The organism is Clostridium merdae (assembly GCF_900176635.1).
Classification (GTDB): Bacteria; Bacillota; Clostridia; order Oscillospirales; family Acutalibacteraceae; genus Faecalispora; species Faecalispora merdae.
In genome coordinates, this window is record NZ_FXLN01000004.1 from 1,064,514 (window position 1) to 1,089,231 (window position 24,718).

Genomic DNA, 24,718 nt, shown 5'->3' on the forward strand with positions numbered 1-24,718 from the left:
AAAACGAAAGAATGCCTTGAACAAAAAGTTCAGGGCATTCTTTCTACCACAGGCGCAAAACTATGCTGCTGCAAATAAAAAGCTCTGGAATATAAATATTCCAGAGCAAAAAAATGCAGACACACAGAAAACTGTAGCTGTTATCTTCTTTCATCCAGACTGTACTGTCGGCCTCGGAATCTCACCGAATCATGCCTTGCGGCTCGTGGGCTTTACCACCGGTAGGGAATTGCACCCTGCCCTGAAGATGTTATTCAATTGCTTTTATTTTACCACTTAATTTTATCTTGTCAATCAAAAAGTATTTGAGAATTTCGTCGGTTGAATTTCTCTTGCACGCAGTACCTGATTTAGGCCCGCGAGAACACGTTTCTTATCGCCGCTCCATTTTGGGGCGATTAGATCCCGCTTAGCGCCATCACCGGTGAGACGATGAATAACCACATTTTCTGGCAGCAGCTCCAATGCGTCGGCTACCAATTCGTAATACTCGTCCGGTTCTAACGTTCGAAACTCGCCCTGGCGATAGCTCTCTGCCAGCGCTGTCCCCTCAAGAACATGGAGCAGCTGAAGCTTGATTCCATCCGTATACCGTGCAACATGTTTGACGGTAGCCAGCATATCTGCCCGACTTTCATTCGGCAACCCGAGGATGACATGGGTGATTCGATGGACGCCCAGCACTTTCAAGTCCGCCATTGCTTTTTCATAGGCCGAAAGGGAATAACCGCGGTTGATGCGTTTTGCTGTCTCCTCATTCGAGGTCTGCAAACCCAGCTCCACCCAGAGGGGCTTTTTTGCCGCCAGTCGCTCCAGCATTGCCAATGCATCACTCTCAAGACAGTCTGGCCTTGTTGCAATAGACAGTCCAACAATATCCGGATGCTCTGCCGCTTCCGTGTAGATACGCTCAAGGAGAACAAGGTCACCGTAGGTGCCGGTGTAACTTTGAAAGTATGCGATATACTTGAGTCCCTCGCCCTTAGCGCCAAGTATCCGCTTCGCCTCGTCAATCTGTCGCGAAACTGGAAACGCAGATGGAGCGGCGAAATCCCCAGAGCCACCCGTCGAACAGAACGTGCAGCCGCCCACGCCCACCGTACCATCCCGGTTGGGGCAGCTCGTCGAGGCAGATAGCGCTAGCTTATAAACTTTTTCGCCAAACATCTGACGACAAAAAACGTTTGCGGTGAGGTATGTGTGTGGCATAGATGACCTCCGAACATTGTAATGGTATAAGTATACTAGGCTATTTAATATTAAATTAACGCGGATGTCCATCACAGACTTATGTTTTAAATTGTACGGTCAGTTACTTCGACTTCTGTGATTATATCACGCAGACGGATACCATCAATTCGATATTCTAAGGATTCATCGGCAGTACTGTACCATAGCTCTGTGGCTTGCTGATCTTCGACAAATTTTTCGCAAATCAAAATTTGCATCGGAGCTTCCGGAGCACGCCTCAATTTGGGAAAAACACCAAAGACCCGTTCTCCTACACAAAACTCTACTTCACCGCCCCTTTCAATACACCATTTAAAATCACTGATAGTTTTAAAACGGTTTTCTTCCAGTGTGTTTGCTCCAATCATATACCGCATATTTAGTACTCCCTTATAAGATTAAAAGTGGAAAAGAATAGTGTAATGATAAGTATCAAAAATTATTTAGTAATCTATGAGCATTATTTCCTCTAAATGGTTCGTTTAATGACTGTCACCTGTGTAATCACATCTTGCAGGTGGTCATTACCAAGAATATATTCAAGTGAATCATCCGATGTTGAAAAAATGGATTCTTTCTCCGGCTCATTGGTACATATTATTCGGATGCTACCTTCCTCTGACCAAATGCCATATTCTTTTCCATCCCATTCTATTACAACTTCAGCACCGTAACACATACTCATTTTGAACTCACTGATAGTATAAAAACGATAAATATCGTCTAGATTATACACACTCATACGTCTGGTCTCCCCTCCATGAAAAGTTTTGAACTCTGGTATTTTATGAGTTTACAGGTATGCTTATAAACTGTTGCATTATAGAAAATCCATTAAAATCCATTAGATTGATCTAAAGATAACCTCAATTTTTGTAATAATATCGCGTAGTTTTTTTCCATTAATTATATATTCTAAAACTTGATTAGCAGTGTCACACCATTTTTCCGTTTCTGGTTTATATGCTTCGCTGATATTAATCCTTCCTTCTGGATGGGTAATAGTATACGTAACATCATTCCATATAAATTCGACCTCTCCACCTCGAATTATGCAATCTTCAAAATCACTGATTGTATGAAAGCGATTATCTTCTATGCTATTTGGCATATATCCCACCCCCTTAAAATATTTAAACTCTGGAATTTCTCCATCCCAATAATTAATATGAGGCTTTTCAAAATTAGGCTTACCATGTTTGGGACTGTTCCAATTAATGATATGGTCATGAGGATTTGAATGTATATCTGATCTTTTATGGTCTGTATAATGGCGTTCTCTTATCGCTCGGCCATCTTCGCCTATTTTGGTATCAATTCTAAACCCTCTTTTGTCATAGGTTGTCTTTATTTCTCCAGGCTTTCCTAAAAAGCGCTCATCATCCGGCTTCTTTGGCCTCCACTCTCCACCAAAGGCACTTCCCATTCCTCTTAATAATACATCATCATTAAATTTATGCGGATGCTCATCACAGCCGTATGTTTTAAATTGTACGGTCTGTTAATTCGACTTCTGTGATAATTTCACGTAGACGAACACCATCAATTCGATATTCTAAAGCTTCATCGGGCGAATCACACCACATTTCCGTTTCCTCTTGATTTTCAATCAGAATTTGTGAGATTAAAATTTGTTCTGGTGACTCTGGTGATTTTTTTAGTTTAGAGGAAATTCCATAGGTCTTACCGCTCCAAATAAACACGACTTCACCGCCTGAGTTAATACACCACTTAAAATCGCTGATTGATTTAAAGCAATCATCTTCCTCACTATTTATTCTTGTAAATGTAGTCATACGATCTACCTTTCTAAAACTTTTAAATTCTGGGATAGTGTCGTAATAATTAATCGGGGGGCTGAGCTTGGGGAATCCACTAGACCAATCAATACTGTGGTCATGGGGATTCGTGTGATATTTTGAATTTGGTTTGTCTGTATAATGGCGTTCTATTATCGCTCGGCCATCTGCTCCAATTTTTGTGAGTCTACGATACCCACCTCTAGAGATGGTTTCCTTTATTTCTCCAGGCTTTCCTAAAAGGCGTTCATCATCCGGCTTTTTCGGCCTCCACTCTCCACCAAAGGCACTACCCATTCCTTTTAATAATACATCATCGCGAATGACTAATCCACTTTTGATTATAATTTTGCTGTTTGGGGGTAACGGTCTTTCCCCTGTAATATAAGACACATATTTAGACGGTACATAAGGATCATCATTCATATATCGCCATGAACTTAAGTCATAATCAACGAAAATAATATCTCCCTGCATTTCTGGAAATGGTTCATTGTAGCATATGATTTTTTCTGGTTCAATACGACGCATCAACTCGTTGTATCCTTTTAGGAAAAATTCCTTCTGATCACTGTGATTATTATGTTCAGATACCATATAGGTAGATATGGCTACTACACTGCCTTTAGAAACTCCCTCAAAGCAAAAATCAAATGTATTCTCATCCCCCCAGCTTATTGATGGGATGACGCGAATCCCTTTTGAAGCAAAATAAGCTCCACACCAGCGGTTGCGAAAGGTATTATAAAGCTGCATGATCGGAGCCATCTCTCGGTAAACACTGAAATCTGGTGTTAATACCGCTCGATATCATCTTAGCTTTTCTAAATTATTATCTGGATTTTTCCACACTCGTTCAAATTTGTAGTCATATAGAAAGAAGTGTACCATCCTATTTAAATAGTAATTGTTTTCCAAACTGGTTTTATCAAAACCGATTAGCCTTAGATCAGCAAAGTCATCTTCACTAAAATTCAATTTGGGTATTGTAGGCCTGACCAGTTTCCCCTCACCAGAAAATTGATTGCGGAGAAAAAAAGGACTTGTACGGTATTTATAATTTTCTTCTGTCACAATTAGCCACTCCTTAGTTATGATAAAGATAAAATTCTTTTCATAACTAAGGGATTAACTAGAAAAAACTTGCATGAAATCATACAAGTTTCTTTAAAACGATATTAAGCACTAAGAAAAAGCGATTTGAACCTGCATGTTTTTTGACTCATTGGGGAAGATTTTCTGGGGAAAATCTTATATAGTACTTCTTGCTCTTTATCGTAGCAAGTGACCATTCCAAATCTATTCAAGAGTTTGTTGATTTTATTTTGGTTCAATAAAAACACAAACCCGAACGCTTCACCTATAAAGTGAATGTTCGGGTTTGTGTTTTTGGTACACCACACGCCCCTAAACTCGAACATTCTATGTCTGATAAATCCAGAGTTTTACTACCTTCCTTAAAGTTAAATGTAAGAATAATCTTATCATCATAAAGATAAATTGCATTTACAAAGCTATCCACCAATCGTTGCCGGTGATTAGGATTCTTTATATCACTGTCACGAAAACGATATAGCCAAAACAACAATTGGTCTTTCGTCAGTAGAGGTTTCTCCATTTCTTCCTGTAAAATGCTAATTTCAATTCTGCTTTTCGCTTCTTCCAATTCATCCAACCGCCCTTTTGTAGAACTTGTGAAAATACCCTGCTGTATCGCATTGAGTATGTTTTCTATCCCCTTATTTGCTTCGGCTAGTTTTTGTTTCAACATAGGAAGAATAGTATTCTCTTTCCCCTGCAACTCAATTACTCTTTCTGCTATATCATTCATTAAACGATCGTCAAACAGCATTCTGATAGTATGATCTATCACCAGTTTTTCAATCCAATCCTTTTTTACAGTCTTTTTATGACAGGCTTTCTTATTCTTAGCAGTAACACACTTATAGTAATGGTAGACCGTATTATTTTGGCTTGTGCCGCTCTCTCCACACATATAAGCACCGCAGCACCCACAAAATAGTTTAGTTGTAAGTAAATACATTTCTTCTCTTGCCTTTGCACGTGCAGGGGCTTTCTTATTTTTTTCTAATTTTTCAGCTACTCTGTCAAACAGTTCTTGCGGCACAATGGCTGGAACACCATTCGGTGTAATTGTATCCCGATATTTGTATTCACCAATATAGCGGCGATTTCTTAGTAGGCGTTTAACACAATCAATTCTAAGGGGTTTATTCCGATAGGTTTGGATTCCATTCGTATTCAGAAAATCTACAAGCTGCTTGACCGTAGTTCCTTCTGCATACATTTTAAACGTTTCAAGGACAATCGGAGCAGTTAAAGGGTCAATTTCAAAATACTGTTCACTGTCTATTTTATATCCAATTGGCAATCCACCGCCATTATATTTACATTTCAAAGCATTCTCTGTTAATCCTCTGATTACCTTCTCAGAAAGTTCAGCACTGTAAAACTCAGCATACCCCTCTAAAAGACTTTCCAGTAATATTCCTGTGCTGTCCTCTGCAATCGCTTCGGTTGCAGATACAACCTTTACCCCATTTTTTCTTAAGGTAGCCTTATAGTGAGCACTATCATAACGATTCCTAGCAAAACGGTCTAACTTCCAAACAAGAACAATATCAAACAAACCTTTTGCACTATTTCGAATCATATGCTGAAATTCGGGTCGGTTATCTGTTTTTGCAGATAATGCTCTATCAATATAGGTAGCCAAAACCGTAATTCCATTTTTCTCAGCATATTCTTTACATTCTCGAAGCTGTCCTTCAATACTTTCCTCTCGCTGATTATCAGAAGAATATCTGGCATAAATGACTGCTTTCATTTCTCCCCCTCCTGCTGCATCATATCAACAAGCATATTCTTTAGTTTTTGGCTAACAGGTGAAGATGGATCAAAACACATATCTACAAACTGCTTTAACTCCTGATTATCTTGCGTTATTGATTCAATCACTTTGGGTTCATTTTGATATAACTTACCTTCTGGCTGTTCGGTGCGTGCAAAGATATAGTCCATTGATACATCGAAAAAATCTGCATACCACAATAAAACCTCTAAAGGTGGTGACGATTGAGCGTTTTCATAACGATTCACACTAGCTTGTGTTAATCCAGCTATTTGAGCAAGCTTGGCTTGAGATACTCCAATGGTTTCTCTTAATATCTTTAATCTTTTTGCTAATTGTTTCATACTATCGCTCCTTCAACTCAACTTAATTATACATATATAGATTTGTTTGTCAATTCTTTTATTGAGTTAATTGCGGTAAAAAAAAGCAAAGACGAAATTAATCGTTCTTTGCTTCTGTTAATTTTATTAATTCATCTAAAGCAGCTTCTAGCACTGATAAATACTGTGTATCACATACTTTGAGCTTTTGTTCTATTCTCTCTCTTTGAGGATTCAAATCTGTCTCTAGCTGTGGATAGAAATAGTTTTCAATAGGCAGATTGCAAATGGATACTAAATCATACAAAACCGGTAAGCTGGGCAAAGATCCGCTGTTTTCTATATTCGCAAGGTATCGAGGAACAATATTGACCAATTCTGCCAAGGCTCTTCGAGAAATCCCCTTTGCCATTCGAGCTTTCTTAATATCTTCACCAAGCGAAGAAAATCCAGTACATTCCTTGCGTTCTGACATATTCCATTCACCACCAATATTTTCTAATTGCTCTTTACATTGTAATGGCGATATCGTATAATATAAATGACTTAAAAAGCATCGATAAAACATTAAATAATTCATATCAGTGCTTTTTAAAACGTAAACAGAAACAGTGGAGGTTTAAGAATGAGTTTTGCAAATGATTTGATACCCGGAGAGAAGGTTTTAGCTGTCTCCAAAAAGAACTGGACTATTTTTATCAGTAAAAGAAACATACTTGGTGTTTTTCTCTCCCTCTTAGCATTACTATTATCACCCATACTCTCTCTTGTCATTTTGCTCGGATTTATTACGCCAACTATATTAGAATTTATAAATACGGAGCTTGTTTTAACTAATTTAAGATTACGAGGCAGACAAGGGGCTTTCAAATTAAGAACTCTGGAAAATAAGGCTTCTTATTTTAAAGGAAACGTTCGTACACGAAGCAATATGCTTCTTACAAGTTTGGGTAGCGATGATATTATTGTAGAATCATTAGGGATACAACCCTTCATTTTTACTCATATGAAAAATGCTAAAAATATAAGTAATGCACTGTACTCTTTTGATAGCAGTCAAGGAATTAAGGAAGTTCAAGTAATTAATAAAATATAATACATATTATAATCCGAGAAAACTTGCCATCAATTTTCAATAAAAAAATCAGCACAGCTTTTGCTGTGCTGATTTTTTTATAAGTATCAATCAAAGTCTCGATTTGTAACTTTATTATTACATAAACAATATAAAGTCCAATTACCAAATACTATCTTGCTTTTTTTCTCTTCGCAGAATCATCTCCATGGTTGTTAAAATATTATTTAACTCATTATAGTTCGAACCATAAAAAGGTATAAATAGCAAAAGCATATCTATATCATATTCATCTATTGTTAGAGATTCCTCTAATCCACCAGTAACTACTTCTATATCATTTGAAAAATAGGTGGGATTAGCGGTCGCTATATGCTTATTTAATTCAAGCCAAAGGCTCTCTTTTGTTTGTATTTCCGCTATTTCAATACCTAAGATACTATTTTTTAATTCTTTAAGCAAAGGAGAAAATCTAGTATGTATAGGAATTCCATTCTCATCTTTATGTAGAGTATTATCGCAAATCATTAAGTGTGCCTGCAAAATTAATTTAAGAGCTACCTTTGATTGTGGGCTTATATCAGTGAAATAATAAAGAAATTTCCATGCCTCTGATGGCAAGAGTGTATATACTGAAAAATGTTTTGTTAATAAATAGCACTGATTAATTTGAAGTGTGAAATAAACTTCTTTAAGATTTTGTACTGCATCGTCAAGAGCTATTATTTCATTTTTATCTTCACGCTCTATTAGTTCTCCTTCATCCTCCTCTTTCTCTTCATTATATAAAATGAAAATCAACTCTGAAGCAATAGCGCAACCCTGCTCTATACTTCGTTTACTGTCTTTTACGAAAAAATATGATGCTGGTTTACCTAAATGTGGAGCAATCTTTTCTACAATCTGTGGAGAAAGTGGTTTTTTATGATTATCAACTGCATTTAATGAAAGTTGCTTGCTTAGGGTTGTTGAACCTAATCCTGCAAGTTCTTCCAATTTTGAATAAGATAAATTCAAATTCCTTTTTCTTTCTCTAATCAATAAGCGAGTAGAATCAAGCGAAGTACCAAAAACATTCTTTTTACTCTTATTTTTTTGCCCAACTGGTTTTTTCATTACTACATCACCTTTATTGAAATTTGTCAATAGACGAAACACTCAATATTATTCTTGATTATCTATTTATTCAATAAATACACCTCTGTATAATATAAATCACAAGCTAGAACAAAGTCAATTGTAGAATTTAATTAAAGTCAAAAGCGCTTTTGTTTATATATAGCTTATATAGTTGGACGCAACTTTATAGCACCCTATTTTTCCAATTAAAGAAAGAGGTAAAAAATGCTAAGAATTAATCAAATGATTTTCACTTTACAACAAATTGCTAATTCAGATACGTTGTTGCTGACAGATTTCTTTCCCGTAAAAGAATTTGTGGATGGAAAGTCCACAGACAAAATCGTTGCTTATCGCTATGTTTGTGTTTGCCCTATGAACAAATACGAGCAAATTGCCATTCGCATTGAGCAAACAGAAGCCATTTTAACGCCTGAGGAACTATCTTCTAAAGGTAGCATTAAAGTAAAGCCGAAGGGCTTTGAAGGTCGGTTTTATCGTGATCGTAGTGGCGAATATCAGTTTACTGCAAAAGCTACTACTTTGGAGGTATTAGGATGATAACAAATTTCTACGAAAAACTCAAGAAATATTGCAAAAAGCCATCAACATGGTATTTCATTCTACAAATTTTCTTGATTACTGTGGTTCTTACTGGTGTCATCTTTTTGCTGGTCTGGTTACTGGAAATGCTATTTAACTTTTTGGCTCTTAAATTTGATTTGATTATTACAATCATATCAATTTCTGGTGTTGTTATTTACATGTGGAACACCAAACGTGAAGAGAAAAAAGCTAAACAAATACAAATACAACGGCAGCAAGAAATACAATCTGCTGAAATTGAGCGTGCAGTTGCTGAAAACAACTACGCAATTATTCGTCAATGCTTGTTCTCTGTTTTGTCTGAACAAGCAGAAAGAATTAACCTAGTGAAACCTTCTACTCTATCTGAAATGAATTCACCCAGTAGAATAATAGCTCAAAACGGCTTTATGCTCTGCCAGTTTGTAGCTATGAAACAAACCGATGAAGTTGATTTGAAGTTAGTTAAAGAATGCTTGCAAATGAGAATTTCTCAAAAGCTAAATGCTGGAGAATTTCATGAACTAAGCGGACGAAATCATGTATATAACGGGCGAGCTTACCCCCTTTTATACATTGATGATGTGGTGAACACTGGGGGATATATTCAACTCAATGTTGCCTTATCGAATGATGCCTTCTGCCAATATCTTGAGAATAAGGCGTATGTTCGGCAACAAAACCATGTTAATACCTCTCCGTTTCCACGTGATGTGGATTTTTAAAGTGCCATGGTAAAAAATATTTTATTGAACCAAAACCATTTAGAGTTTGGTATCAGACAACCTATAAACTGGCAGCCAGAAAAATCTCCGCATATAATCATATGCGGAGCCACGGGAAGTGGAAAATCGTATTTTTCCAAGCTACTCCTTGGAAAATTGGCACTATTCGAAGAAAAATCCCAACTTTTTGTTTTTGATTTCAAAAGCGACAAAGACTTTGAATTTCTAAAAGGTTGTCAACGATTCTACCGATTTATGGATTGTCAAGATGGATTACAGCAATTCTATGAACACCTTCGGAAACGCCAAAATGGTGAAGATAATAGCAGCAATATGCTGGTTTTATTTTTCGATGAATGGGCGAGCTACTGCAACAGTCTTGATAAAAAAGCGGTAGAAGAAGAAAAGAAAAAGCTATCCACATTACTTATGCTTGGTCGTTCCTTCCGTATACATGTAATTGTAAGCCAGCAACGAGCTGATGCTCAATATTTTGGAACAGCAAGGGACAATTTCAATCTTGTAATTGGACTGGGCAATTTAAGCGAAGAGAGTAAAAATATGCTTTTTCATGACTTCAAAAATCAAATGCAATCAGACCGAGAGCGAGGAACTGGTTATATGCTCACTAACGGCACAAATCTAACTCCTGTTATCGTGCCTACTGTTAACAACATGGACAAGCTACACCGCACCATAAGACAAGGTGTAATGCGCTAAATAGTCCCCGTGTAGCGATTGGTTGTCGTGCGAAGCAAAAGACATCCAATCGGCTGCGCCGGGGCGCGCTACGCCGCAGCGTAGCGACACTTTGTTGGCTAGCTAGTATTACCTAGCCAACTTCTGTCGCAAATACAGTCGCAACCGCAATACAACTAAGTTTAACGCTATGCGACATAAAAAGTCGCATAATCGCAAAACCCAAAAGAGGGTGATTGTTATTTCTAAAGACACTCAGTCACGCAAGTGGCAAATTACAATTAACAATCCTCTTGAAAAGGACATTTCTCATGACAGAGTAAAAGAAGAGCTCCAAAGAATCAAATCTATTATTTACTACTGCATCAGCGACGAAATCGGTGGTAAGGAGAAAACGCATCATACTCATTTGTATTTTGTATGTTCCTCTGCTGTTCGCTTTTCCACAGTCAAAAACAGATTCTCGAAAGCACATATTGAGATTGCAAAAGGTACTTCATCTCAAAATCGTGATTATGTTTTTAAAGAAGGCAAATGGGAAAGTGATAAAAAGGCAGGAACAAAACTTCCTGATACCCAAGAGGAATGGGGCGAACTCCCTGCTGAACGTCAAGGTGCAAGAAATGATTTAGCAGACCTTTATGATATGATTAAAAACGGCATGACAAACTATGAGATTATAGAAGAAAACCCAGAGTATCTATTAGTTTTAGATAAGGTTGAAAAGACAAGACAAACAATCCGTGAAGAACAATTTAAAACTACATTCCGAATTCTAGAAGTAACTTATATCTGGGGGACTACTAATACTGGAAAAACCAGAAGCGTCATGGAGCAATATGGCTACGAGAATGTATTCAGATTGACTAATTATTTGCATGGTGGCTTTGACAGCTACCATGGACAAGATGTTATTATATTTGAAGAATTCCGCTCCAGCTTAAAAATTCAAGATATGCTATGCTACCTTGACGGCTATCCAGTAGAGCTCCCCTGTCGCTATGTAAATAGAGTTGCTTGTTTTACAAAAGTGTATATTATTTCTAACATCAATCTAACTGAACAATATAGTAAAATCTATGATGAAAACAAAGAAACTTGGGATGCCTTTATCAGACGTATACACAAAGTAAGAGTTTACACCAACATAAACGAATTTAAAGAATATGATACAAAGGATTACTTAAAAAAGAGTTGGATTTACACTAAACTTTCTGAGGAATGAAACCCTTTCGAGGATTAGAAAGGTATTACTTCATGGCAAAGAAAGCAAAAATCACAAGCCGAATCCCTGAGCATGAAATTGAAGCTCTAGCTCGCTGCCTGCTCCCTGAAATTCTAGCTTTTTATGAAAGTGAAGAAGGGAAAGAAGAATTTAATCGATGGAAACCGGAAAGAAATCAGATTATATGTAATAATACACTTAAACAATAGAGCAAGAAAATCTATTGTTTAAGTTTACACAAAATTAATAGTAACTAGTAAGATTCAATCGCATTGCTTACTAGTTACTATTATTATATCTCAATCTATTTTATTTGTTTCTGTATATACTTTTTATTTAACCAAAAACACTGCTTTGTCATTGTCCTTCCATCTGGTAAAAGTGAAGTGTCATTTGCATTACGACTATGTGGACGAACATGGGCTACTTGATTCTCACTAGCCTTGGGTAAATTATTGTAGACTTTCTTTCCAACGGTATGAAATTCAACACCTTTATTTAGGATTTCCACTGTACGCTTCCAAACGACTTCAACCTCTTTTAAATCTTTTTCTGGCATATTCCAAAATAACAGATTATCAAATACTAATTCTTGATTACTATTATATTGAAATACAACAAACAAAAATTTTGTAGACTCGAACAAGAGTTTCAACTCACAAGTTTCCCATTTCTCAGTAATGATTTTTCTAAAATCAAAAACCGGAAATGACATGCTTTCTTTAACTATCCCCTTTGCTGTAACACAAATAGTCTTAGGCAAAATATTTGCTTTTTTAAATTCCTCTGTAGAAGATAATCGACCAGTAAGACCTAACATGCGAGCCAATAAGAGAGCATTAACATTTTTAGCAGTAGTTGCAAGATTGAACTCGAGAAGAAGGGCTTCTCTTGTTTTTCCAAAATATGGGCTAATTTTATTTATAATATATTGTTCAAATGACACTTCTTTAAGTACTGATGAATCTTTAATAATGTGTTCATCAACTTTTCTTCCAAAAATATACGAATTCAAAATATATGTCATATATGATTGTTTTAATGAAAAAGCTCTTTGTTTAGCCAGAAGCTGCGAAAACGGTTGTTTTCGCACGGATGCAGCTGTGGCACCTTTTGTACAAGCCCCTAAATACAAGGTATCACTTTCTGATAATTCGTGTGCTCTTCCAGCTATTATTTTATCGACAATGGTTTTCCAATCCTGTTTAATAATTAATAAATCCTCTTCCGGAAAACTAAATAAAGTTACTTTATTTATAGTAAAGTCACCTTTCGGTACATCTTTTCTATACTCATAGGACATTAAAAGCATAGTGTTACATTTTTTCCAAAAGCTACTTGTATCAAATGTATGCTTATATTCTTCCATGTAATTTATAATATTACATACTAGGCGTTCTTTCGCCCGTATTTTTTTTGCAGACTTAATATAAGGAGTAACTTTCAGCTCAACCCCGGCCTCCACAAAATCAGGTTCAGATTCGCTATTAATACTGTACCCAAACCACGATTCTTCCAATACACTACCAACTGCACCTTTTCCTGTTTCTAATCGATTGGTTATGTCTATTTGTTTTAGAGGGATACCAATTACTTCTCGCCCACGCATCAATACTTCTTCTTTTGTTTTGTATAGTCGATTTTCCATAATCAAACCTCCATTTTACTGTTGATCTTTATGGTGAAATATGATACAATATATTTTGTTGTTTTAAAGTGTTGATAATAATTATATCACATGATATATTGAACGGCAATTAATCACATAGTCTCAAGGACAGGAGTAATTTTTATGCAAAAAACAGTCTGTGAGCTGTTTGCTGGTGTAGGCGGTTTTCGGCTTGGACTTGAAAAATCCTCCCCAGAGTGGAATACAGTATGGTTTTCACAATGGGAGCCGAATAGAACAAAACAATGGGCACACGATTGCTACGTCGCTCATTGGGGAGATATTAACAAGTATACAGGGGTAGACATTTCTCTTGTTCCCAAAAACTCTATACCTAACCACAATCTATTAGTGGGTGGATTTCCATGTCAGGACTACTCTGTAGCCAGACCTTTACCCGGTAGTAGTGGCTTAGAAGGAAAGAAAGGTGTTCTGTGGTGGCAGATTCGAGATATATTAGTAGCAAAAGAAAGTCCATTCGTACTCTTAGAAAATGTGGATCGGCTACTAAAATCCCCGGCTTCCCAGCGTGGTCGTGATTTTGGTGTTATGTTAGCTTGTCTGGCGGTTTTGGGATATTCTGTTGAGTGGAGAGTTATAAATGCCGCCGAATATGGAGCAGGTCAACGTAGACGTCGTACATTCATCTTTGCTTATAAAAATGATACCTGCTACGGACGGCAACTAATAGATAGCCCTCAGCAAATCATCGCTGAAACTGGTTTTTTCGCAACCACATTTCCAGTGCAATGCAAGGAAATATTTAAGCAAATAACATTGGACTATCAAGACATACCCGGGCTGTCTTCTGTATTTGAGTTCGACTTTAAAAATGCTGGTTATATGAAGGACGGTGTTGTATCTACTACCCGGGTTACCCCCATCCAAGAGGAAGCCATTCCTTTGCGAGCATTGCTTGAACAGGACGTTACCGAAAAATATTACCTTGGCAACAAGCTTGAAAAGTGGAAGTTTCTTAAAGGGCCAAAAAAAATCAACCGCACAAGTAAGGATGGGCACGAGTATATTTTCTCTGAGGGTGGAATAGCATTTCCTGATTCGATTGACTTGCCGGCACGCACAATGTTGACCTCTGAATCCTCAGTTAATAGAAGCACCCATATTATTCAAGATCCACAAACGAAAAAATTGCGTTTTATTACCCCGATAGAGGCAGAGCGAATTCAAGGATTTGATGATAACTGGACGAATACTGGTATGCCAGAAAAGTTTAGATATTTTGTAATGGGTAACGCTTTGGTTGTACCTATGGTTACCAGAATGGCGCGGAAACTTGAAGAAATCATTGATAATGAATAGTTTAAACAGCAGGATGATATATTCTGCTGTTTTTTTATTTCTAAATAGCTTTTGCTAAGTGCTTGGTATATACTGTATTTAATGGGAAATGTTTGTCGTAAACAGCCGATTTTTTTGTGAGAATAGAGGAGTGTGAATTTAGATTATATGGAAATTATATCCAGTTATATAAATCTTATTAGAAAAGAAATTGAGGGTTTAAAGCTTAATCATTCACAATATTTTGATGCGGGAATATTGGTTGCTTTTCGAGGTGAACCAAGCGATTACGGTCAAAAAAAATTAATGCCATCTCTTTTTAGAAATTTAGAATATTTAAAAAAGGAACATCATCTATTTGAATTGCTCTGTGACTTCAATTTTGTATCAAACAATTCTAGCAACATTGAAAAAGCTATAGAAGCTCAACATTATACGGCAATTAGTAGGATGTTGGATATTTCTTTTAATTCTTTGGTTGCATTATATTTCGCTTGCGAAAATAAGGCTAATGAAAATAATAATGGTTATATTTTTATTTTCGCCTTTCCCGAGCATTATTCACCTCATTCAAAATATATTGAAGATTTCTACACCTACATGTTAGATGGAAGACACATTCCATATTCAAAGAACTTTAAAGTTTTTTCCCATAGTTACTCAAATGATAGGATTAAAGCCCAAAAGGGAGGTTTTATTTTTTTCCAGGCACGGATTATTATCCAATAAATGAGTGCTATTATCGTAAAATATGTATAAAACAACAAGATAAGCAACAACTATTGGATGACTTAGATATGCTATTTTCAATTAATGATGCAAGTATTTTTCCGGAAAAGGATAAAATCGCGAAAGTTGCAAAGGAGAAGTTTGGTAATCATCAATATTTAAGTAAAGCGGTTTCTGTTGAAGATGAAATAGAAACCTATTTTAATCGAATTAGCTATGAACTGAAACTTATAAATTCCGTCAAAAAGAATGGTTATAAAAAAGAAACACTTCGTTTATTACGTAAAGAGCAAGCAGATATAACTAATTACTTCAAATCATTGGTGGAGACGCCTCTATTTAAGGATGTTGATGAAGCTATGTTAGTTAAAAAGATTGAAGATTATTTTAAGATACTAAGTATTAATTATAGGGAGGCTTAAAATGCAAATAAAAAAATGGTTAGATATTTTAATTACTAGAAAAAATTTAGAGCCTAACTTTAGCCCAATTGCGCTAGATGGTTATGACAATTTGTACTTACCTCGAAAGCATTAATGCAGACACCTTTAATGATGAGGTTCTGTTGATATATGATTGCACACAAAAAGATTCATGTTTTGACTATAACACTGTTAACAAGGCAATTAACTCGCAAAAGGTGGATGTTCAGCCAGTTATGATATTTAATAATTGGGATAATGAGCGTTTACTATATTGGACACAATATGAAAAACTTAAAAAAGGTATAGACAAGAAAGAATTTTCTGAATGGTACGAAAAAAAACTATCTATTTATATTGATTGTTCTGAGCCGGTTGAATTAGAAGTTACAGATGATGGCATAAATTATCTTGAATACAGTAATAATTTAGATACAGGATTAAATGGGCATATTTATAATATATCCTTTTTTGAAATTAAAAAAGTTTTTAATGTAACAGGTACGTACTTGTTTGAAAACAATGTACGCTATGGAAAAAAACATCCAACAGGTGATTTATTAAAAACTAAATTTCGAGAGTACATTAGCATTGCTATATATAAAGCATTAAAAGAGAGAAAAGTTTTAAATGAGGAAACTGAAGAACAAATTATCGAAATACTAGGCGTAAATCCAGTAGAATCAAAAGAAACGCCTTCATTACCTGAAAACTTTTGGTTTTATCATAATGGAGTAACAATTTTTAGTTATAAATCAAAACATCTCAAAACTTTTGCAAATAGAGTAAGATTACTACCAAATAATGTGAGTGTAATAAATGGTGCACAGACACTTACTAATTTCTTTGCCGAGGTTGAATCCATAAAAAGGAATGCGCTAAAAAATATAAATAATATTTTACCAACAGTCGACTCTAACGAATTGCTCAACAAAATCATTAAGGCTATTTTCGTGAAAACAATAATAATAGTTGGTGATGCTAATTATGTGCGTTCAATAACTTACGGTCTAAACACACAAATTCCTGTTCTACAAGAAGATTTATTAGCTAATTCACCAACTGTTGAGAATATTAATAAAATTATAAATAAGAGTCATATTAAAATTATAAAAGAGGGTGAAGTTTGGAGTGGCGAAAGTGGGATGAGCGTTTTAGATTTTACAAAGCATTGGCTAACTATTCAGAACCAACCTGGCAAAAGCAAAAATTACAGTAAGAAAAATTTAGAGGAAATTTTAGATTTGATTGAAAAATCACTTAAGAAAAACTCAGAAGAATTTGTCCAAAAACTTAAAATGCTTTTAGATGTCTATCAATGGTGGGAAGACTCTAAGCGCATACGGAATGACTCTATCAAAGATAAATATCAAAAAGCAATCTATCAATATGGGAAAAATTATTTTGGTACTTATGCTCTTAACTTTCTAGTTGATGCTCAAGAGATTGACGATACGAAACTGATGATGGTCTATGAAGAATTTGAGAAAGATTTACTTGCCACTGGATATGATTTAAGCCTTGGTGAGTTTAAGAAAGATGATTTATCTACTACTATGCTAGCAAATCGAATCTCTCGTCTGAACGCAAATTCAAGCGATTATAGCACAATATCAGAAGAAATAATCACAGACTCTTTACTCACTGATTTGGTAAAACAACTTGATGTTAGCACAAGCTCCTATGCATTTTCAAAAAAGATAAATCAATTTTTATTATCACATGATATAAATATCCCATATTTCCGAGTAATTAGCCGCTTTAATCAAAAATGCAAAGAAGCATTCCCTTTCCCTAGCAGCACATTTAATGAACTTGTTTCAGTGGAAAACTCTGAATATTTAGAGTTTGAGCACTCTGCTTTCGCTAAGGAAATCAAACGCACATATCCTGTATTTATAATAGATAAAGATGAAGATAATAGAGTAATCAAAGCTCGTTTTATTGAAAACTTTACATTTGCTGACTACGAGGAAAAGGTAAAGAAAACCTATGATTTAACAGTGGCTGCATTTAAAGAAGGAGATGAGTCCAAATTCCCTCGTTCTAGTAGCAATATCGGCTTCCATATTCGCCCCAAAGCACTGAATGGAGAGGATACATTTCAATTTACTAATGGTGATTTTATTACCAAACGAACATTTTGGGCAAATAAGGACACTGTAGAAAATATACTTGCCGCATTCCTTAAATTTACCGAAAATACAGTAACGGAATAGGATATTAACTAAATTTCTATGGCTTTTCTAATCTTGTTGTATACACTAATCTCCAGCTACCTATGATAACTCTATTTTTATCCCTTACCTGTAAAGGAACTCTTCTAAAAGCAAGCAAAAGTAAACGGTATTCAGACGTAACAAAACTAATAGAAAACTGCAACAAAAAATAAGATTTATTTGTCCGAAAAACAACAAACGAGAGATAACCTAACGGCTATCCCTCGTTTTATTTTAGCTTAATAAAAGCACAAACCCGAACGCTTCACCTACTAAGTGAATGTTCGGGTAATGTGTGTTTGGTACGGGTGACAAGACTTGAACTTGCCCGAGCAACTTTTGTAGATTCTTGTATAGCTAAAGAATCTAGATGTAATGCGGGTTTTTGGGGTTTGAAGTTTTGTAGAGTTTCGTGATTATAAGCCGGTTTTTGCACAAATAAACCCCAAATAAACCCCAAGAAATCAAACAGAAACACCCTCATTCCTGGCCGGGAGATGAAGGTGTTTTTTGCCAATATTTAATCAGCCCACAAGTCCTTCATCATGCCTTCAATTTTCTTTCGTCTTTCAGCAGTGCCTTCAGTGTCTATCGCTACCGATATAATGTCGCCTTCTTTTGCTTCTAACGGCAAAGCTTGAACAGGTATATTGACAAAGCTCTTATCTTCCAGTTCTACAACGGCAAGATTGCCTTCGAATCTATCAATTGTGTATTTCATTTTATCTCCTTGATTCTACGGATTGCAGACAGAACAAGGCTCATAACCTTGAGATTGTGCGTCACTCAAAGAAATAGCTATTTTGCTCTTTTTTAAATACCTGCAACCACCTGTATGATACTTTCCTCCGGTTTTTGTTATATATACTGTATAGCTTTTGTTTTCCGTTGCCGGCGCGGTTACTTCGGGAGTTTTTTCCACAGGGGCTGTTTTTTGCGGGGCAACGGCTGCTGCGACAGGAGCTGAAGACGGGGGAGCCTGCTCTTTAATGCTAGACGACTTTTTGTTTACAGTGATTGTTTTTGAGTCTGATGTAAATATTATAGTGCCGTCTTTATCAGTGCGGTATATTGTAGCACCGATTTTTTGAAGTTTTTCTAATGCTGCAGCAGTAGGATGGCCATAGGAATTATCTTTGCCGACCTCGATAACCGCATATTTTGGATTAACTTTGCTTAGAAACGCTTGGGATGTCGATGTTTTGCTGCCGTGATGACCTACCTTTAACACGTCGGCTTTTACGTCTGCGGTTATTTGTTTTTCAGACTCAACCCCTGCGTCGCCCGTAAAAAGGAATTTGTTGTCACCGAATGTTGCTTTAATCACTGCAGAATATTGATTAAGATCATCGCCGGTAATATTTACAGGAGCGACTACGTCAACATTGAGCGCACCTGCATTAAGAATATTCACGCCTGCTTTCGCTGTATTAATTTTTAAACCTTTTTTCTGGATTGCAGTAAGCAAGTCTTCGAACGTTTTAGTGTTGGAGGATGCTTTAGGCATATAAACTTTGCCAATATCAAGGCCATTTACGACTGTTGCCATTCCTCCGATGTGATCTGCGTGTGGATGAGTCGCGATTAGGTAATCTATCTTATTATGACCAAGGTTTTTTATGTAGGTGACGATCTGGCTGCCGTTTTCAGGGTTACCGGCATCGATTAGCATCGTCTGACCGTTCGGCAGCTCCAGAAATTCCGAATCACCTTGTCCAACATCAATGTAATGCACATTAAGCTTTGCGCCTTCCTTTGGTATGGGGGCGGATTCCTCCGTCGGTGCGCTGCTTGCGGCCGTTAATTTTTGCGCTACCTCTGAGCTGGCCACAGACACAGAACTAGATGCAGACGAAGTTACCGGTGCGTTTGCGCCTGAGCACGATGTAAAAAAGATTGCTGATAAGACACATAATAGTACTTTAAATCCGTTTCTTTTCATATACTTCCCTCCTTATTACAGAATAACCATTATTATCCAATTATTCAATACTATTTCGCAAAATGAATATAAAATTAACCCTGCACCTATTAAAGATGCAGGGTTGCTTCAAATGTCCGTATTTTTTTTGATGGCCTCTTCGAGTGCATCGAGCTTTTGATATATTAGCAACTGATTAGATATAATGGTATTAAGGTTTTGATTGATTTGCTCAAGCTGCAAGTCTAAATTGTTCATGACAATCGCCCCTTTTTCTTTTATATTATCATAAAAAAGTATTTCTAAAAGAAAAATGTGAAAAGATTTTACATTTCTGTTATAGAGACCTGTAAGCGGAGAAAAGAGCATATTAATAATTATTAAACAAGGATAAAATTTACACTAATTTGTACGATTAATAATTGTATAAGAAGTTATTGAAAGGTGGAAAGTCGTTCAATGATAGAAGATTTAGAGGTAGATAATATATTAGTGCAATTTAATAAATGCTTCGAGTCTGTATATCTGAGTTATAAGAATAATATATGCCCGTACGATGAAGTATTTAATGTAATAAAGCCTTACAAAGATAGCCCTATATTAAACGATCTACTTGTAGCAGTACAGGAAAAAATCGAATATAATGAGAATGTCGTATCATATGAAAAGTCGTTATGGTCAATTATGTTTATGATTTTGCCTATAAATATATCCTTAGGTACTCTTATAAGTGGGTTTGATCAAAGATATGCACTTATTTATATCCTTTTCCAATTATTATTATTTCTTATAATTTTAATATTATTTAGATGTGCTTTTAAAGCGGGAAGGAAAATGCTGAAAGCTAAAAGTTTTTATAAAATGGTTTATAATATTCTTACTCATCCTGAATGCATAAGTTCTTCTGTACCCACTAAGATAAAAGTAGCATCGTTAAAAAACGGTAAACATAGAGTAAGTATCAGAAAAATATCACTGTAACAAAATCCCGTCCTGTATTTAATACAGGACGGGATTTTCTCTTACTTAGTTAAACGGATAATTGCTATTATCCAAAATTGACTGTGTAATTGCCGTTAAGTCTTTATCGTCTATTACTCCGTCTGGAATTACATCGGTGTCAAAGCGGGTTGTATCCGTTTGGTCTGCCTGCATCCCATAATAATAAGCGTCAATACCTAAGTCCAAAAGAGTGTACTCTCCCGTACGGTTTACATCCTTATTGGCCTCAACTTCAATAGTATCTTCGCCGCAGTTTTCCTCTGCAACGTCCATTTCCAGAACATCATTATCGGCAATTCGGCCCTTCGTAATATCTACTTTTCCGATTCCCACAGACTTTGCTTTAAACGTAAGCTCGATTAAGTCTTTGTCTCCGGTTGCACCGCTATCTTTTCCTAAGTGGGCAACGATGAATCTTACGGACCCGGGCTTCGAAGTATCCTCTTTATAGATTTTTAGGCCATCCTTAGCAGAGGCCCCAAGGTATTCAAATCGTTCTGCATCATAGTCGATTTTAATATCCTCTGCATAGATGTTACTGACGTTATGAATAGCAACGGTTGTGGTAAAACGATTGCCTACTTTTACTTTGTTGGGGGTAGCGGTGGCGGTGAGGGTGGGTGACAGATTAGGATTCGGATTTTCATCTATACTTAGTTTTTCTACAGACTTTAAATTTCCCTTATCACCGTATCCACCTACCACATATACTTCCGAATTTATAATAACTGTACCAAAAGAGCGGCGGGCACACTGCATAGATGGAAGATTAGTCCATTTATTACTGAGCGGATCATAAGATTCTGCAGAGGATAAATAATTACCTCCAACAGCCTTGATGCCTCCAATAGAAATTATTTTGTTATCTAAAATAACTGTTCCAAAATCACTTCTAGCATATTGCATGGCTTGTTTTTCTTCCCATTTGTCAGTTTTGGCATTATAAGATTCTACGCTGGATATTTTCTTTTGACCCTGCGTACCACCAATAGCGTATATTTCTCCATTCATAATCACGGTGTTAAAAAAACTTCGAGGACTAATTAAATCAGAAATTTGAGTCCATGTATCAGAAGCAATATTATATTTATGTACTGTAGAAAACGCTTTGTTGGTGCTTCCTCCAATAACGTATATTTCTCCATTTAGTACTTGAACCTCAAAATTAGACTTTTTTTCAGGGGAAGGAGAAGGAGTTTTGGATTGCCACACATCTGTTTCAGGATTATATTCTTCTAGAGCGCTGGCATCTTCTTTTAAAGCGTATATTTTACCGCCATAAGTAATCGCATGCATGTCGCTTGCCGGAGTTTTTAATGGCGATTTAGTTTCCCAAGTATCTGTCAGTGGATCATATACTTCAACTGAACCTAAATTAGTTACGCCATAGGATGCACTTCCAGTTTTTGTTAATTTTTGTCCACCAATCACATATATTTTATTATTTAATACTACTGAAGTCGCTGCTTGCCGTGCGGTGGGCATCGGCTTTTTCACTTTCCACATATTAGTTTCTGGATTATACTCTTCTACCTTATTAAGGTTAACCCAATTATCGTCGCTTCCCCCTAAAACATAAATTTTTCCGTTCACAGTTTCAGTACTGTATTTATTTCTGATCATTGACATATCAGCTACGTATTCCCATCCTTTCTCACTTTCCACAGCAAACGCAAAGGGCATAACGGATGACATTAGTGTTAATATCAGCAAAAACACTAAGCCTCTTTTCATATTTAATTTCATTTCTATTTCTCCATTCTTTTTATAGAGCATTAATGCTTTTAGTTAAATATAAACAATTGTTCTATATTTATATCGGTTTGTATTGTTGATAATTTAGCATAAAATAAGAATCCCCCGCTAGAAGATTTCTTCTAGCGGGGGATAGTCATCTTTATTCGGTTTTTTCAGCTTTGCTCTTAATCGCCGCAAAAGCATCTTTCACCTGCTCCGGCATCGGTACACCCATGATGCCAAAGTTCTCTATTATGCTGAATCCCTCATTTGCTACAAAGAACAAAATCACTGCTGTGCGCAGATACCCGCCGGTATTGGCTACGATATCAAGCTGCACCGCTACATATACAATCAGCAGTACACTAAATTTTCGGAACAAACCCTTGAGACTAGCGTTGCTCTCAAAGGTGCCATCTGCGGTCTTTTGACTCTTATGCCAAACTAAAGCAATCAGAATACCCAGAAGGTAATCTACAGCCATGATACCGATTAAAAACTGCAGACTATCGTCCCAGCCACCCAGAGCAGAAAGAATAGCGGCGCCGGCCGCGGAAATTGCGGTCAGCGCCGAAAAGTACATAGATTTTGCTGATAGAAGCATTATGTTATCCTCCTCACAATACATTAAAATTGCACTGCTGGGTTACACCGTCAGCAGTCACTTCGATATGTGCATGCCTTACTTTGGGCGCGGGTGGTAGTCCTTGCACATCGATGAGCCAGCCCCGGCCCTTGGGGTCTTTGTACGGCTTCCCCACTTGGATTACATCACTACCAACCACATCGGATATGACCGGCTCGGTTAGGCACTTTGCTAGAACTGTATATTTTGCGCCGGCTGCCATGTCTTTGCTGCTAGTGTCGAGCGTTAGGCCGGTAATAGTTGGAGCAGGGGCAGTAAAATCTTTGTAGCAGTAATTGAGATCTACCCGCCCTGTGATTCCCGGAATGCTCCCATCGCTTGAATATTGCCACATATCGTACTTGCCTGCGTAAGTTACTTTGTTATTGTACTGTGCCAACCAAAAAGTCCACTTAGAAAGCTGCTTCATATCGAGCCGGTTGACCGCCCAATCCTTGTTGGCGTACACCCCAGCAGTATACCCGGCAGCAGTGATGCGCTCGCAGAAGATACGGCAAATATCGGTTGCCATCTGTTTGCTAATTCCGCCGCGCTTCGCCTTGTAACCGTCGGCATCTTCCATATCAATGTACACCGGGTATGCGGGCTTTAAACCCTTAAGTAATCGCAAGGCATGTGCCGCCTCGCTCTCTGCATCCGCAGTTGACATAGCATAGCTGTACAGGTACACACCCCACGGAATGCCCAACCGATTGCACTCAGCTACATTCCGCGCCCATTGCTTGTCGTCTTGACTAACCATATCACTGCCATACCCGCAGCGTAGGATGGCATAATTGATGTTACTCTTGAGCTTGTCCCAATCAACACGCTCGTTGGCGTTGCTAACGTCGATACCTTTAAACATTTATATCCAGCTCCTTTCTCAATTGGACTACATCATCCGTAGCCATGCGGGGGTAGTCCTTAATTATATCCTCAAAAGCTTCCCCGTTTGCCCTTCTACGTGCAATTACTTGACAAGTAATTTTAAGTAAAATACTCATTATGCCTCACCTCCGAACGCCAAAGCAGCAATAGCGGCTTGCATATCGGCAATCTCAGCCGCCTGCGTTGCTTGCTGCACCTCTGTGTAAGTAAGCTGCGCCAATGTAATACAAAGCCTGTCCTCGGTAACGGCTGCTGCATCTGCCGTGGCTGGTGTAATCGTTATCGGCTTGAGCGTCAGCGCTGTGCGCAGCACGTAATGGTCATAAAACTCCTGCGTCTGCGCGTCTCCATCCTGCGTGACAATGGTAAGACGGTTGGTTTTTGTACTATCGCTGGTCAAAGCGTCTAAAGCATCAAATGCAATTGCACCTTTAGCAAGCTGGATTTCCAAACTGTCCCTTTGTGCGCCTTGATAATAAATTCCGTCCGCGTTAATATTGGCCACTTTAATGATTGTGCCATCCACGAAAATGATTTGCTGTATCATAATCA

Annotated in this window: 26 protein-coding genes, 1 pseudogene and 1 riboswitch; of the genes and pseudogenes, 11 read left to right on the top strand and 16 right to left on the bottom strand. The window is 37.0% G+C overall.

The features are described from left to right. Positions 1–138 precede the first annotated feature (138 nt). Positions 139–253, bottom strand: a riboswitch (FMN riboswitch). Between the two features lie 41 nt (positions 254–294). The 8 genes and pseudogenes from mnmL to CAN90_RS10740 all read right to left on the bottom strand — a co-directional run bounded on the left by mnmL (position 295) and on the right by CAN90_RS10740 (position 6,804). Further along, positions 295–1,209 carry a tRNA modification radical SAM protein MnmL/YtqA gene (gene mnmL / locus CAN90_RS10700; RefSeq protein ID WP_085833807.1) on the bottom strand — a complete coding sequence of 305 codons (915 nt, stop codon included), beginning with the start codon at positions 1,207–1,209 and terminating at the stop codon, positions 295–297. 86 nt (positions 1,210–1,295) lie between these two features. Continuing rightward, positions 1,296–1,607, bottom strand: coding sequence for a hypothetical protein (locus CAN90_RS10705; RefSeq protein WP_085833808.1), 312 nt, complete (start codon positions 1,605–1,607; stop codon positions 1,296–1,298). Positions 1,608–1,699: 92 nt separating this feature from the next. Then, entirely contained in the window at positions 1,700–1,972 is a 273-nt protein-coding gene (locus CAN90_RS10710) for a hypothetical protein (protein WP_085833809.1), read from the bottom strand. Between the two features lie 102 nt (positions 1,973–2,074). Further along, a complete protein-coding gene (locus tag CAN90_RS10715) occupies positions 2,075–2,656 on the bottom strand; it encodes a hypothetical protein (RefSeq protein WP_085833810.1) in 582 nt (193 codons plus the stop codon). Between the two features lie 58 nt (positions 2,657–2,714). Next, positions 2,715–4,103, bottom strand: a pseudogene (locus CAN90_RS10720) (DUF4417 domain-containing protein). 286 nt (positions 4,104–4,389) lie between these two features. Then, positions 4,390–5,877: a recombinase family protein gene (locus tag CAN90_RS10730; protein ID WP_085833813.1), complete on the bottom strand. Its 1,488-nt coding sequence runs from the start codon at positions 5,875–5,877 to the stop codon at positions 4,390–4,392. Further along, positions 5,874–6,245, bottom strand: coding sequence for a helix-turn-helix domain-containing protein (locus CAN90_RS10735; RefSeq protein WP_085833814.1), 372 nt, complete (start codon positions 6,243–6,245; stop codon positions 5,874–5,876). Before CAN90_RS10735 ends, CAN90_RS10730 begins: the two co-directional genes overlap by 4 nt. A 97-nt stretch (positions 6,246–6,342) precedes the next feature. Then, positions 6,343–6,804, bottom strand: a complete 462-nt coding sequence (locus CAN90_RS10740) for a helix-turn-helix transcriptional regulator (RefSeq protein ID WP_242953633.1) — start codon at positions 6,802–6,804, stop codon at positions 6,343–6,345. A 45-nt stretch (positions 6,805–6,849) separates the two neighbouring features. Here CAN90_RS10740 and CAN90_RS10745 point away from each other — a divergent pair, with 45 nt between their 5' ends. Then, positions 6,850–7,320: a hypothetical protein gene (locus CAN90_RS10745; protein ID WP_085833816.1), complete on the top strand. Its 471-nt coding sequence runs from the start codon at positions 6,850–6,852 to the stop codon at positions 7,318–7,320. Positions 7,321–7,461: 141 nt separating this feature from the next. Here CAN90_RS10745 and CAN90_RS10750 read toward each other — a convergent pair whose 3' ends face one another. Next, complete coding sequence (locus CAN90_RS10750; protein WP_085833817.1) at positions 7,462–8,415, bottom strand: helix-turn-helix transcriptional regulator; 954 nt, start codon at positions 8,413–8,415, stop codon at positions 7,462–7,464. 228 nt (positions 8,416–8,643) lie between these two features. Here CAN90_RS10750 and CAN90_RS10755 point away from each other — a divergent pair, with 228 nt between their 5' ends. The 5 genes from CAN90_RS10755 (at position 8,644) to CAN90_RS13750 (ending at position 11,861) form a co-directional block, all read left to right on the top strand. Beyond that, the gene (locus CAN90_RS10755; RefSeq protein ID WP_085833818.1) at positions 8,644–8,979 is read left to right on the top strand and encodes a hypothetical protein; all 336 of its coding nucleotides are present in this window, start codon (positions 8,644–8,646) and stop codon (positions 8,977–8,979) included. Then, entirely contained in the window at positions 8,976–9,728 is a 753-nt protein-coding gene (locus tag CAN90_RS10760) for a hypothetical protein (RefSeq protein WP_085833819.1), read from the top strand. Before CAN90_RS10755 ends, CAN90_RS10760 begins: the two co-directional genes overlap by 4 nt. A 6-nt stretch (positions 9,729–9,734) precedes the next feature. Next, positions 9,735–10,448, top strand: a complete 714-nt coding sequence (locus CAN90_RS10765; RefSeq protein ID WP_085833820.1) for an ATP-binding protein — start codon at positions 9,735–9,737, stop codon at positions 10,446–10,448. A 211-nt stretch (positions 10,449–10,659) separates the two neighbouring features. After that, the gene (locus CAN90_RS10770; protein WP_242953634.1) at positions 10,660–11,652 is read left to right on the top strand and encodes a replication protein; all 993 of its coding nucleotides are present in this window, start codon (positions 10,660–10,662) and stop codon (positions 11,650–11,652) included. A 32-nt stretch (positions 11,653–11,684) separates the two neighbouring features. Further along, the gene (locus tag CAN90_RS13750) at positions 11,685–11,861 is read left to right on the top strand and encodes a hypothetical protein (RefSeq protein ID WP_187138329.1); all 177 of its coding nucleotides are present in this window, start codon (positions 11,685–11,687) and stop codon (positions 11,859–11,861) included. Positions 11,862–11,956: 95 nt separating this feature from the next. Here the strand turns inward: CAN90_RS13750 and CAN90_RS10780 are convergent, their stop codons facing one another. Beyond that, positions 11,957–13,300 carry a Sau3AI family type II restriction endonuclease gene (locus CAN90_RS10780; protein ID WP_085833823.1) on the bottom strand — a complete coding sequence of 448 codons (1,344 nt, stop codon included), beginning with the start codon at positions 13,298–13,300 and terminating at the stop codon, positions 11,957–11,959. 144 nt (positions 13,301–13,444) lie between these two features. Here CAN90_RS10780 and dcm point away from each other — a divergent pair, with 144 nt between their 5' ends. From dcm to CAN90_RS10800, 4 genes are all read left to right on the top strand, one after another. After that, positions 13,445–14,641 (top strand): DNA (cytosine-5-)-methyltransferase, encoded by a 1,197-nt coding sequence (gene dcm / locus CAN90_RS10785; protein ID WP_085833824.1) that lies wholly within the window; start codon positions 13,445–13,447, stop codon positions 14,639–14,641. Between the two features lie 132 nt (positions 14,642–14,773). Further along, positions 14,774–15,349 carry an FRG domain-containing protein gene (locus tag CAN90_RS10790; protein WP_143750824.1) on the top strand — a complete coding sequence of 192 codons (576 nt, stop codon included), beginning with the start codon at positions 14,774–14,776 and terminating at the stop codon, positions 15,347–15,349. A 68-nt stretch (positions 15,350–15,417) separates the two neighbouring features. Next, the gene (locus CAN90_RS10795) at positions 15,418–15,771 is read left to right on the top strand and encodes a hypothetical protein (protein WP_085833826.1); all 354 of its coding nucleotides are present in this window, start codon (positions 15,418–15,420) and stop codon (positions 15,769–15,771) included. A gap of 143 nt (positions 15,772–15,914) precedes the next feature. After that, positions 15,915–17,990, top strand: a complete 2,076-nt coding sequence (locus CAN90_RS10800) for an AIPR family protein (protein WP_159450372.1) — start codon at positions 15,915–15,917, stop codon at positions 17,988–17,990. 520 nt (positions 17,991–18,510) lie between these two features. On the opposite strand, the gene CAN90_RS10805 is transcribed toward CAN90_RS10800, so the two are convergent. Together CAN90_RS10805 and CAN90_RS10810 are read right to left on the bottom strand one after the other, a co-directional pair. Further along, positions 18,511–18,711, bottom strand: a complete 201-nt coding sequence (locus CAN90_RS10805) for a DUF3006 domain-containing protein (protein WP_085833828.1) — start codon at positions 18,709–18,711, stop codon at positions 18,511–18,513. 15 nt (positions 18,712–18,726) lie between these two features. Next, positions 18,727–19,932, bottom strand: a complete 1,206-nt coding sequence (locus tag CAN90_RS10810; RefSeq protein WP_085833829.1) for a ComEC/Rec2 family competence protein — start codon at positions 19,930–19,932, stop codon at positions 18,727–18,729. Positions 19,933–20,370: 438 nt separating this feature from the next. Between CAN90_RS10810 and CAN90_RS10815 the strand changes: the two genes are divergently transcribed. After that, complete coding sequence (locus CAN90_RS10815; RefSeq protein ID WP_085833830.1) at positions 20,371–20,892, top strand: hypothetical protein; 522 nt, start codon at positions 20,371–20,373, stop codon at positions 20,890–20,892. Positions 20,893–20,937: 45 nt separating this feature from the next. Here CAN90_RS10815 and CAN90_RS10820 read toward each other — a convergent pair whose 3' ends face one another. From CAN90_RS10820 to CAN90_RS10835, 4 genes are all read right to left on the bottom strand, one after another. Next, complete coding sequence (locus tag CAN90_RS10820; protein WP_159450373.1) at positions 20,938–22,659, bottom strand: Kelch repeat-containing protein; 1,722 nt, start codon at positions 22,657–22,659, stop codon at positions 20,938–20,940. A 151-nt stretch (positions 22,660–22,810) separates the two neighbouring features. Beyond that, the gene (locus CAN90_RS10825; RefSeq protein WP_159450374.1) at positions 22,811–23,254 is read right to left on the bottom strand and encodes a phage holin family protein; all 444 of its coding nucleotides are present in this window, start codon (positions 23,252–23,254) and stop codon (positions 22,811–22,813) included. Positions 23,255–23,267: 13 nt separating this feature from the next. Continuing rightward, positions 23,268–24,143, bottom strand: coding sequence for a glycoside hydrolase family 25 protein (locus CAN90_RS10830; protein ID WP_085833833.1), 876 nt, complete (start codon positions 24,141–24,143; stop codon positions 23,268–23,270). A gap of 138 nt (positions 24,144–24,281) precedes the next feature. Beyond that, the gene (locus CAN90_RS10835; protein WP_085833834.1) at positions 24,282–24,713 is read right to left on the bottom strand and encodes a hypothetical protein; all 432 of its coding nucleotides are present in this window, start codon (positions 24,711–24,713) and stop codon (positions 24,282–24,284) included. Positions 24,714–24,718 lie beyond the last annotated feature (5 nt).